We start from the raw sequence: 9,598 nt of genomic DNA, 5'->3' as shown, positions 1-9,598 counted from the left end.
GGCGGAGAGGTGATGCTGGTCAGCTTGGGTTGTGAAAAATTGCAACCTGATCGCTTGCTGCCGCCTGGCAGTTTTCCGATCGCCGATGCGCGTGACCCTGCTGCTGGGCTTGACACGGTTTGCCTGCAAGATGCCCAGCATGTGGGCTTCATGTCCATGCTGGACAGCATTGTCCAGAGCGCCCGGCCACACTTGGAGCGACTGAACGCCCGCAGGCGTGAGACGGTGCCCGCCAGCGAACTGGTTGTGGGTGTGCAATGCGGTGGCAGCGATGCGTTTTCTGGGGTCACGGCCAACCCGGCCGTGGGCTTTGCGGCGGATTTGCTGGTGCGTGTGGGGGCCACGGTGATGTTCAGTGAAAACACCGAGGTGCGGGATGCGGTGGAGCAACTCACGCAACGCGCTGCCACCCCTGACGTGGCCCAAGCCATCGTGCGGGAGCTGGATTGGTATGACCGCTATTTGGCGCGTGGGCAAGCTGATCGCAGCGCCAACACCACACCCGGAAACAAGGCGGGAGGGCTGTCCAACATTGCAGAAAAAGCCATGGGCTCGATCATCAAAAGCGGCACCAGTGCCATTTCCCATGTGCTGGCACCAGGAGAAAAACTCCGCCGCGACCAAAAAGGCTTGGTCTTCGCTGCCACGCCGGCCAGTGACTTCATTTGCGGCACTCTGCAATTGGCGGCAGGCATGAACGTGCATGTCTTCACCACTGGGCGCGGTACACCCTATGGCCTGGCCGAATGCCCCGTCATCAAGGTCGCCACCCGCACCGATTTGGCCCGGCGTTGGCATGACCTGATGGACCTCAATGCCGGTCGCATTGCCGATGAAGGTGTGAGCATTGAAGACATGGGCTGGGAGTTTTTTCGCACCCTGCTCGATGTGGCCAGCGGCCGCAAGACTTGGGCAGAACACTGGAAGCTGCACAACGCCTTGGTCTTGTTCAATCCTGCACCGATCACTTGACGACGTACTTTAACCACCAACTTTCACAAATGGGGACACCATGAAATTCAAGCGACACCTTCTCAAAACACTGACCTTGGCCGTGATGGGCTTGGCCTTGTCTCCTGTGTTTGCGCAAAGCGATTATCCGAATCGCCCGATCAAACTGGTGGTGCCTTTTCCTCCGGGTGGCACCAGCGATGTGATGGGCCGACTCATGGCCGATGAGTTGGGCAAAATTTTGAAGCAAGCGGTTGTGGTGGACAACATTGGTGGCGCAGGGGGCATTGTGGGCATGGACCGCGCTTTGAAAATGGCACCCGACGGCTACACGATCATCCAAAGCGGTGTGGGACAAAATGCCGTGGCCCATGGCCTTGACCCCAAGCTCAAATACAACTCAATGAACGACCTGATACACCTGACACAGGTGCATTCGGGCCCCAACGTGCTGGTGGTCAATCCGACCATGCCTTTCAAGACGGTGCAAGACATCGTGAACTACGCCAAGCAAAACCCGGGCAAGCTCGACTATGGGTTTACCCATGCGGCTTCAGGTCACATGGCCATGGAGTTGTTCAAGCAAACCACGGGTATTTTCATGACGGGCATCCCTTACCGCGGCGGCGGCCCATTGCTCAACGATCTGTTGGCAGGGACTGTGCCCATGATTTTCATCAACCAAGATTCGGCCTTGCCACACATCAAGGCGGGCAAGCTCCGGGCCATTGCAGTCAGCAGTGCGCAGCGCAATCCGCTTTATCCTGATGTGCCCACTGTGGCCGAGTCAGGCTATCCTGGGTTTCAGGCCTTGTCTTGGTCTGGTCTTTCGGTAGCCAAGGGCACGCCTCCCGAGATCGTGGCCAAGTTGGAGGCTGCCATGGTGCAGGCGCTGCAGTCAGACAAGGTGCGTCAGCGCTTGACGTCGGTGGGTTTTGTGATCCCTTCACCGGGCAGCAAGGCCTATACCGGTTTCATCAAATCTGAAATCGACACCTGGACCCGCGTGATTCAGACGGCGGGGATCAAGGCCCAGTAAGGTGTTTTGGGCTTGTGCGGTCAGCTGCTGCAGCTGACGCTGCCACAGCCCGACATGGTCACGTTTTGGATGGCCGAGGGGTCGGCCAGGGTTTCGGTCACGCTGTCAAAACCCACCGATTTCAGGTGCGCGGCCAGGCCCGCGTCCATGCTGTTGGCATGCCCCGGAAACCACTCGGCCAGCGCTTCGGCCATTCGGCTGATGATGGTGGTGTCGCTGTCCAAGTAATGGGCTTCGACCACGCGCATGGTCTCCAAAATGGTGGCGTGGTGCTCGGCGTGGCAGTTGTCGGCCGAAAACCCGGTGGCCAGCATCCAGCGCTCTTCTTGCGCAAAGTGTTCCACCGTGTGGGCCAAAAACGCTTTGTAGACCGGCAGCTGCTGGTCTTCTGGCGTGGCCAGAATCTGGTTGACCATGTCCACAAACTCTTGGTGTGTCTCGTCCATGCGGGCATCGCCCGTGTCCAGTGAGGCGGTCCAGGGCATTGGGGCGGCGGCGGAGACGGCAGGGGCGGATGTGGCGGTGGTGGTCATGTGGATGGAGGGGCAAGACGAGAGGTAAACCGGAAGACCATTATCGTGCCAAGCCATCAGCCCCAAGTGCCTGGGGGCAAAGCCGGGTTGACAAAAACACCACCAACCCGACGCACCACGGGGCATGCAAAAGCCGCTAACCTCGGGACCATTGTTTTTTCTGGCTACACATCACCATGGATTCCGTCACACAAGTACTTTTGGGGGCCTCGATCGGGGTGGCCGTGATGGGGCGGCGCACCGCGCTGTGGAAATCGGCTTTGTGGGGGGGTGTTGCGGGCTTGTTGCCCGACTTGGATGTGTTGCTCGACCACGGGGATCCGATTTTGAACATGATCCGGCACCGAGCTGAGACGCACGCTTTGTTGTTGCTGACGCTCTTTGCTTTCCCCATGGCCTGGGTGGTGAGCCGCATCCACCGCCAGCCTCAGCTGTATGGTCGTTGGTGGTGGGCGCTCATGCTGGCGCTGGTCACGCACCCCTTGCTTGATCTGATGACGATCTACGGCACCCAGGTGTTTCAGCCATTCACCGATGAGGCGTATGGCTTGGGCAGCATGTTCATCATTGACCCGCTGTACTCCTTGCCCTTGTTGGTGGGCGTGGTGGCGGCGCTGCGCGTTCAGTCCGTGCCGCGGGCCTTGGCCATCAATGGTTGGGCTTTGGCTTTCAGCACCGCTTACCTGGCTTGGAGTGCCTTGGGTCAGGCGTGGGTCACGCAACATGCACGCCAGTCGCTGCAGACGCAAGGCCTGCCCAGCCAGCAACTGCTGGTCACGCCCGCGCCCTTGAACACGGTGCTGTGGCGGGTGGTTGCCCTGGATGGTGATCGTTTCCACGAGGGTTTTTATTCGTTTTTTGATGGCGGCAGGGCCATTCGTTTTGACGCCCATGAGCGAGGAGGTGCCTTGGCGGCGCAGCACGCCGAGCACTCGCAGCTCCAACGTTTGGCGCGCTTCACCGATGGTTTTTTCAAAATAGAGCGCGACAAAGACCATCTGTTGGTGACCGATTTGCGCATGGGCCAAGAGCCTGACTATGTGTTTGCGTTTGACATTGGGATGCCGCTGCAAGCTGGACAAGACCATCCAATTGCCGCGCAAAAAAGCCGCCGAATGGACGTGGGCCAAGGCTTGACTTGGTTGGGGCAGCGCATCTTGGGGCGCGATGTGCCGCCGCCGGGGCGGGCTGGCAGCTGATGCCCCGGTTGCTTCAAATTGCCTTGACGCGAACCCCGCCAATAACCCCCGTGACCAGCAGCGCGATGCCCACCAAGGTGAGCGGTTCAGGCCATTGGCCGCGCAGCACAAATGCATAGCTCAGGGCCGCCAGGGTTTCGAAGACAATGAGCTGCCCGACCAGCGCGGTGGGCAGGCGCTGGCTGGCCGCGTTCCAGCACAAGGTGCCCAGCCATGAGGCGAGCAGGCCGATGGCCAGCATGAGGCTGACAAATTCAAATGGGCGTGGTCCCCAGGGCATGGGCAGGGCAGGCTCGCTGGCGCTGGCCCACAGCCAAAATGCGCCATAGCCGAACAAGGCCAAGGGCAAAGTGGCCAGGCCTTGCGCCGTGGCCCATACGCGTGAGCTGCGCCCCGGGTTACCGCGTATCCAGTCGGCGTTTTTCAGGGGGTACCAGGTCCAGCAGATCACCGCCCCCACGGCCAGCAACGCCCCAGCCATGTAGCGCGAGGTATCGGCTTCAGGGTTTTGCAGCAAGGCTGTCCACTCCACATGGTTGACGCAAGCGATGCCCGCCAAGATCAGGGCCAGTGGCGGCGCGAGTTGTCGCCACGGAAAGTGGCCATCGCGTTGGTGGTTCAGCAAGTTGGCGGCGATGGCGATGACCACTGGCAAGGTGCCGATGATCATGGTGGGCAGCGCACCGCCAGAGCGCAAGATGGCGCTGGACAAAAACAGGTAATACAGCACGTTGCCAATGGCGGCCAGCTTGAGGGCCGCCCACCAGTCGCCGCGTGTGAGCTGGCGGATGTCGGCGCGGTCGATGTAGGCCAGTGGCAAAGCCATCAGGCCAAAGGCCAGGTAACGTCCAAATGTTTGCATGGCGGCAGGGTAGTCGGGCAGCAGCAGAGGGCCAACAAACACCAAACCCCACAGCATGCCTGCAGCCAGGGCAAATAAAACGCCACTCAACATGCGTGGCTTGGCGGCACTGGCCTGCAAAGGGCCAAGTGGTCGCCTGGGTGCAGGGTGAGACCCCTGTGGATTGTGTTCATGGCGAGATTATCGGTGCCGTTTGGGGTGAGTTCAGCGGGCCAGCCAGACCTTTTGGTAGCGCCCTTGCGGGTCGTGGTCTTGTGTTTGTTTGGTCGGGTTGAAGCGCCTGCCCACACGCGGGTCGGTGCCTCGGCCGCTCACGTACAGCCAGTTGCCTTGGTTGCTGCACACATCAAAGTCCACCAGCTGCGACTCGAACCAAGCCGCGCCCGCACGCCAGTCGCAAGACAGGTCGTGCACCAGAAAGCTGGCCACGATCTGGCGCATGCGGTTGGAGGTGAAGCCCGTGGCGGCCAACTCGCGCATGCCCGCGTCCACGATGGGCTCGCCCGTTTGGCCGTTGCACCAGCGTGCAAAGTCTTTCGGAAAGTGCGAGGGCTTGGGCAGGTTCGACAAGCCCCGTGCCGCATAAAGTTGTGGGCCGTGTTGCAGGTGCAGCATGCGGAAGTTGTCGCGCCAAAGCAGTTCAAACCAGAGCCAATAGGTGCCGTCGTTGTTGCCGTGTGTTTGTTCGTAGGCGTGGAGGTCGGCCCAAATGCGGCGGGCCGACACCGCGCCCGTGGCCAACCAGGGTGACCAGTGGCTGCTGGTGTGCTGGCCTTGCAGGGCGTTGCGGGTCTGTTTGTAGCGGTCGGGCCAAGGCGGTGTGAGGTAGCTTTGCAGGTGGGCTAGGGCGCTGGTTTCGCCGCCTCGGTAAGCGGTTTGGGTGTACGGAAAGTTGGAGCGGGCGTGCGCGTCCTCTTGCGCGTTGTCCTCGGTGTGGGCTTGCAGCTGCGTGAAGGCGTCTTCAGTCCAGCCGGGCAAGCTGGCCCATGCGCTAGAGGGCTCACTCGGCGGCGAAGGGAGTTGGGTCGGCGCGGGCAGCGGTGCCAGAGGCTGGAGCCGCGCCGATTCGATGCGCTGGCGAAACTCGGTGAACACCTGGGGCATGTTTTCGGCTTCAAACGGGAGCGCGTTGGGCTCGATCAGGCTCGATTGCCACAGGCTTTTGACAGTGAGGCCTGCGTTGATGAGGGCTTGCACTTGGGCTTCTTCTTCGGGCGCGGCGATGTCTTCGCAAAACACGGTGTCGGCTTGGACCAGTCGTGCGCAGGCGGGCAGCACTTGGGCCACGGGGCCGTGAAGCAATATCAAGCGCTGGCCCAAAGCAACCAAGGCGTTTTGCAGGTCTTGCAGCGTGTCGGCTACAAAGCGCCTGCGGTGCGCGCTCATGCGGCGAAATCCCCAGGCGGTGGGCGCGTCTTGCACGGGTTCGTGCACATAGACCAACAGCAAGGCTTGCTGATGCGCCTGAGCGTGCTCAATCGCTTGTTTCAAGGCGCGTTGGTCGTGCAAGCGTAGGTCGTTTCGAAACCAAAAAAGGGTGGTGCTCATGCGTTTAAAAATCAAAGCCCAGCTGCTTGCTGGGTGGTGTGTTGGCTGAAGAGGACTTGGACGACTTTCGCCGGCTGGTTTTTGGGGTGTCGCTGTCGCGGGTGAACACATCACGTTGCTGGCCTGAGCCATGTTTGCGCGAGGCGTGTTTTTCAACGATGGCTTTTTTACCTGCTTTCACACCGGGGTCGGCACGACGTGCGTGCAGCGCGGCTTTGGATGTGCGCGTCGCTTCGGCCAAATCCACCACGGGCAGGGGAATGTCATCTTCTGGCCCGCTGCCCACCGTCAGGCCGCAGTGGCGTTGCACTTCAGGGGGCATGAGCCAAGGCTCGAACAACCAAGTGTCGGGCACGCGCCGCATGTGCGGCAGCCAGCGGCGCACAAAAATGCCTTTGGGGTCGTGGTCTTGCGCTTGTTTGATGGGGTTGTAAACCCGTGTGGTGTTGATGCCGGTGGTGCCCGACTGCATTTGCAGTTGGCTCCAGTGGATGCCGGGTTCGTAGTCCAGAAACTGCGTGGCCAGCCAATGGCCCACGGGCCGCCAGTCCAGCCACAAGGGGTAGGCCGCCACCGAAACCAGCATGGCGCGCATGCGGAAGTTGAGCCAGCCGGTTTCATAAAGCATGACCACACACGCGTCCACCATGGGCCAGCCGGTGCGGGCCGAAGTGAGGGCCGCAAAGTGCGCGTCGTTCCAGCCGTTTTCGCGCAGGCCGTCGTAGCCTCGGTGCATGTTGCGCCACTCGATTTCGGGCTCGCTTTCGAGCTTTTGGATGAAGTGGCAATGCCAATACAAACGGCTGATGAAACCGATGAGACCGGCTTTGTGCCTGCTCGCTTGCGGGGGTAAAGCATCAAGCGCAGCGCGGGTGGCCTGCACCACCTCGCGCATGCTGATGCAGCCATAGGCCAAGTAGGCTGAGATGCGTGAACACGCCGTGGGCGAAGTCAGCGGCGATGAAATGCCGCCCCGGTAAGACAAAGCCCGTGCGTCCAGAAAGCTGTGCAAAGTCTCCAGACCCAAGCGGCGGCCACCGCGCTGGCGCTGGGCGGGGTTGTGCTGCAGGCCGGGTGGCGGTGTCATCACCTCGGGGCCTGAATGGTCAGGCGCATGAAAAAAGTGCAACTCAGGCAAGACAGCTTGCGGCGCGGCCATGTGTGCTTCCCAGCGGGCTTGCCAGGTGTTGCGGCTTTTCAGACGCCGCACCACGCCAAATTGCGCTAACTCGGTCCAGCCCACGCCCGCACTGCGGCACCACGCGCCCACTTGCAGGTCGCGCTCGTAGGTGAAGGCGTTGCCGGTTTCTTCGTGCGCCACCAATTCGGCAAAAGGCGCTTGCGCATGCAGTGCAGCCAGCACCTGCACCGCAGGCCCCACGCGCACCTGCAAGCTGCCGCCCAGCGCTTGCAGGTCTTGGTGCAGCTCGGTCAAAGATTCGCGCACGAATTCAAAGTGCTGCAAAGCCGCATCGTGTTGCGCCCACAGACCTGGCTCGACGATGTACAGGCACAGCACTGGGCCTTGTGTGGCAGCGTGCGCCAGCGCCGCATGGTCGTGCAGGCGCAAGTCGCGTTTGAACCAGACGACGCGGTAAGTCATGGCCCCCACCCTGGGCCCGATGCCAGCGTGTCCATCCCGCCGGGCCCCGCGCCATAACGCGCCGGGTCGACCTTGATGCAATCGATCAAGGCCTGTGGCAGCGCGGGCGCTTGCTCGCGCAGGTAACGCCGCACCAGGTCGCCGCTGTGCCAAGGCGCGGTCGAGCCGCTCCACACGGCCCGGTCTTGCACACGCCACTGTGCGCCTTGCAGGCGCAGCACCACCAGGCTGGGGTTGAGGGTGTCAAAAGCCACTTCGGCCACGCTCCAGCCGTCTTGCTGCAACAGTTGCAACAAGCGTGCGCTGCGCGAATCGGGCAAGCTGTGCTGCTGGATAGCGTCCAGGATGGCCTGGGACGCGGGGCTGTTGGTGGACAAGGAGAACAGCGGTGTCAGAGCGCTGCAATCGCTGTGCCAAGCCCGTGTCTGCTCGGCCGCCCAGCCCCGCAGGTCGAAGCGCTGGCCGTTCACCTCCAACAGCTGGCCGCCGTCTTGGCTCACCCAGTCCACATGGCTGTCGATCACCAGCAGGGCGGTGATCAGCGCCACGGTGGCCGCCACATGGCGCTTCATGGGGTGTTCACTCGCGATGTTTGTAGTGCTATTTCAGGCATCTTTTGTTAATTTAAGGGTATTTTAAAAATTATGAGTTGTTTTGTGACCGCTCGGTCATAGAATATCCCATCGTTACCGGAGAACGCCATGATCCAGAAGAAAACCGTCAAAGCCCTTGACATCGCTGTGTTCATCACGTCGCGTGCGGTGGTCAAACCTGTGACCACCGAAGAGAGATCGCCAACGGGCTGGGCTTGTCGTCTTCGTACACCGAATCTATTTTGAAAGAGCTGCGTGAAGCCGGGCTGATCCGAGCCCACCGCGGCCCAGGCGGGGGCTACCAAATTCGCGGCAATCCCGAAGACATCAGTTTGTGGGATGTGGTGCAGCATTTTGAAGAGGTGCACAGCTTTGATGAGCTTTACCCGGATGCCAGCCACCCCATGAAAACGCTGGAAAGCGATATCCAGTTCAACATGCAAACTTTGCTGCAGGCGCAAACATTGTCCGATGTGGCCGTGCCTTTTATGCCGGCCGATGCTCGCGTGACTTCCATGCTGGGGCAGTTTCGCCTCAAGCCGTTGCCTGCACCGGTCATGCCGCGTGCCCCCAATTCGGTGTTTCAGCTCAGCATGATGATGTGAGGCTGGCACCGCTCAGTGCGGTGTCCAAGCGAACTCGCGCAGTTGCGCCAAGCTCACGTACTCCAGGGCTTTCTGGTGTGTGCTTTCCAGCACCACCTGCGGGGCCACCCTCGCCTGCCAAGCCTCCCGCCAGCGCAAGGCGCACAAGCACCAGCGGTCACCGGCCTTGAGGCCCGCAAAGCGGTGCTCAGGTCGAGGCGTGACCAAGTCGTTGCCACGCGAGACTGAAAAATCCAGAAAAGCCTGCGTGACTTTGGCGCAAATCACATGTGTGCCTGTGTCTTCTTCGTTGGTGTTGCAACAGCCGTCCCTGAAATAACCCGTGAGCGGGTCATAAGAGCAGGAGATCAATTCACCGCCGAGAACGTTCAAACCGGAGCGAGTCATGGGGGTCCAGATGCAAGTGGTGAAGGAGGGCCTATTGTCTGGCGGTCTTCACGCCTTGTCTGTTGACACGGGCAAAGGGGCCGGCGTTTGCAAGGTTTTGGGTATAGACCCTTGGATAGAGCTGCACTGACCGACTGGTCAATGGCCAATATGGCCTGAGTGGCTTAGCATGGTCTCTTGAGCAAGGCATGGACCCAAGCCAAGACCGCCCGGCATGAATTCGACCCAATCGAGGTCCGAGCACAAGCCTTGGTCAATGGGCCGGGGCTGCTCAGGCC

General features: G+C 61.0%; 10 protein-coding genes and 1 pseudogene. 5 read left to right on the top strand and 6 right to left on the bottom strand.

From position 1 onward, the window contains the following. A pseudogene (locus tag Q0341_RS09880) lies at positions 1-972 on the top strand (UxaA family hydrolase); the annotation flags it as partial. A 40-nt stretch (positions 973-1,012) separates the two neighbouring features. Further along, positions 1,013-1,990 carry a tripartite tricarboxylate transporter substrate binding protein gene (locus Q0341_RS09875; RefSeq protein ID WP_299512687.1) on the top strand — a complete coding sequence of 326 codons (978 nt, stop codon included), beginning with the start codon at positions 1,013-1,015 and terminating at the stop codon, positions 1,988-1,990. 20 nt (positions 1,991-2,010) lie between these two features. Here Q0341_RS09875 and Q0341_RS09870 read toward each other — a convergent pair whose 3' ends face one another. Continuing rightward, positions 2,011-2,580, bottom strand: a complete 570-nt coding sequence (locus Q0341_RS09870) for a hemerythrin domain-containing protein (RefSeq protein WP_299512684.1) — start codon at positions 2,578-2,580, stop codon at positions 2,011-2,013. Between the two features lie 119 nt (positions 2,581-2,699). On the opposite strand from Q0341_RS09870, the gene Q0341_RS09865 reads away from it, so the two are divergent. Beyond that, a complete protein-coding gene (locus Q0341_RS09865) occupies positions 2,700-3,722 on the top strand; it encodes a metal-dependent hydrolase (protein ID WP_299512682.1) in 1,023 nt (340 codons plus the stop codon). Positions 3,723-3,735: 13 nt separating this feature from the next. On the opposite strand, the gene Q0341_RS09860 is transcribed toward Q0341_RS09865, so the two are convergent. The 4 genes from Q0341_RS09860 to Q0341_RS09845 form a co-directional block, all read right to left on the bottom strand. After that, positions 3,736-4,677 carry a DMT family transporter gene (locus Q0341_RS09860; protein ID WP_299512680.1) on the bottom strand — a complete coding sequence of 314 codons (942 nt, stop codon included), beginning with the start codon at positions 4,675-4,677 and terminating at the stop codon, positions 3,736-3,738. A gap of 111 nt (positions 4,678-4,788) precedes the next feature. Then, the gene (locus Q0341_RS09855; RefSeq protein WP_299512677.1) at positions 4,789-6,132 is read right to left on the bottom strand and encodes a DASH family cryptochrome; all 1,344 of its coding nucleotides are present in this window, start codon (positions 6,130-6,132) and stop codon (positions 4,789-4,791) included. Positions 6,133-6,136: 4 nt separating this feature from the next. After that, positions 6,137-7,735, bottom strand: a complete 1,599-nt coding sequence (locus Q0341_RS09850) for an FAD-binding domain-containing protein (protein ID WP_299512674.1) — start codon at positions 7,733-7,735, stop codon at positions 6,137-6,139. After that, positions 7,732-8,307: a hypothetical protein gene (locus Q0341_RS09845; RefSeq protein ID WP_299512671.1), complete on the bottom strand. Its 576-nt coding sequence runs from the start codon at positions 8,305-8,307 to the stop codon at positions 7,732-7,734. Before Q0341_RS09845 ends, Q0341_RS09850 begins: the two co-directional genes overlap by 4 nt. Before the next feature lie 129 nt (positions 8,308-8,436). Here Q0341_RS09845 and Q0341_RS09840 point away from each other — a divergent pair, with 129 nt between their 5' ends. Then, entirely contained in the window at positions 8,437-8,574 is a 138-nt protein-coding gene (locus Q0341_RS09840; RefSeq protein ID WP_299512668.1) for a hypothetical protein, read from the top strand. Further along, positions 8,544-8,933: an Rrf2 family transcriptional regulator gene (locus Q0341_RS09835; protein WP_299512665.1), complete on the top strand. Its 390-nt coding sequence runs from the start codon at positions 8,544-8,546 to the stop codon at positions 8,931-8,933. Before Q0341_RS09840 ends, Q0341_RS09835 begins: the two co-directional genes overlap by 31 nt. Before the next feature lie 12 nt (positions 8,934-8,945). Here Q0341_RS09835 and Q0341_RS09830 read toward each other — a convergent pair whose 3' ends face one another. Then, positions 8,946-9,320: a DUF2237 domain-containing protein gene (locus Q0341_RS09830; RefSeq protein WP_299512662.1), complete on the bottom strand. Its 375-nt coding sequence runs from the start codon at positions 9,318-9,320 to the stop codon at positions 8,946-8,948. Between the last annotated feature and the right edge of the window lie 278 nt (positions 9,321-9,598).

Source organism: uncultured Limnohabitans sp. (assembly GCF_937889215.1).
Classification (GTDB): Bacteria; Pseudomonadota; Gammaproteobacteria; order Burkholderiales; family Burkholderiaceae_C; genus Limnohabitans_A.
This window is presented reverse-complemented; position numbering and strand designations above follow the sequence as displayed.

Coding starts and splice junctions, on each gene's coding strand:
- Q0341_RS09875 (WP_299512687.1), top strand. CDS start 1,013: ATGAAATTCAAGCGACACCTTCTCAAAACACTGACCTTGGCCGTGATG.
- Q0341_RS09870 (WP_299512684.1), bottom strand. CDS start 2,580: ATGGCTTGGCACGATAATGGTCTTCCGGTTTACCTCTCGTCTTGCCCC.
- Q0341_RS09865 (WP_299512682.1), top strand. CDS start 2,700: ATGGATTCCGTCACACAAGTACTTTTGGGGGCCTCGATCGGGGTGGCC.
- Q0341_RS09860 (WP_299512680.1), bottom strand. CDS start 4,677: ATGTTGAGTGGCGTTTTATTTGCCCTGGCTGCAGGCATGCTGTGGGGT.
- Q0341_RS09855 (WP_299512677.1), bottom strand. CDS start 6,132: ATGAGCACCACCCTTTTTTGGTTTCGAAACGACCTACGCTTGCACGAC.
- Q0341_RS09850 (WP_299512674.1), bottom strand. CDS start 7,735: ATGACTTACCGCGTCGTCTGGTTCAAACGCGACTTGCGCCTGCACGAC.
- Q0341_RS09845 (WP_299512671.1), bottom strand. CDS start 8,307: ATGAAGCGCCATGTGGCGGCCACCGTGGCGCTGATCACCGCCCTGCTG.
- Q0341_RS09840 (WP_299512668.1), top strand. CDS start 8,437: ATGATCCAGAAGAAAACCGTCAAAGCCCTTGACATCGCTGTGTTCATC.
- Q0341_RS09830 (WP_299512662.1), bottom strand. CDS start 9,320: ATGACTCGCTCCGGTTTGAACGTTCTCGGCGGTGAATTGATCTCCTGC.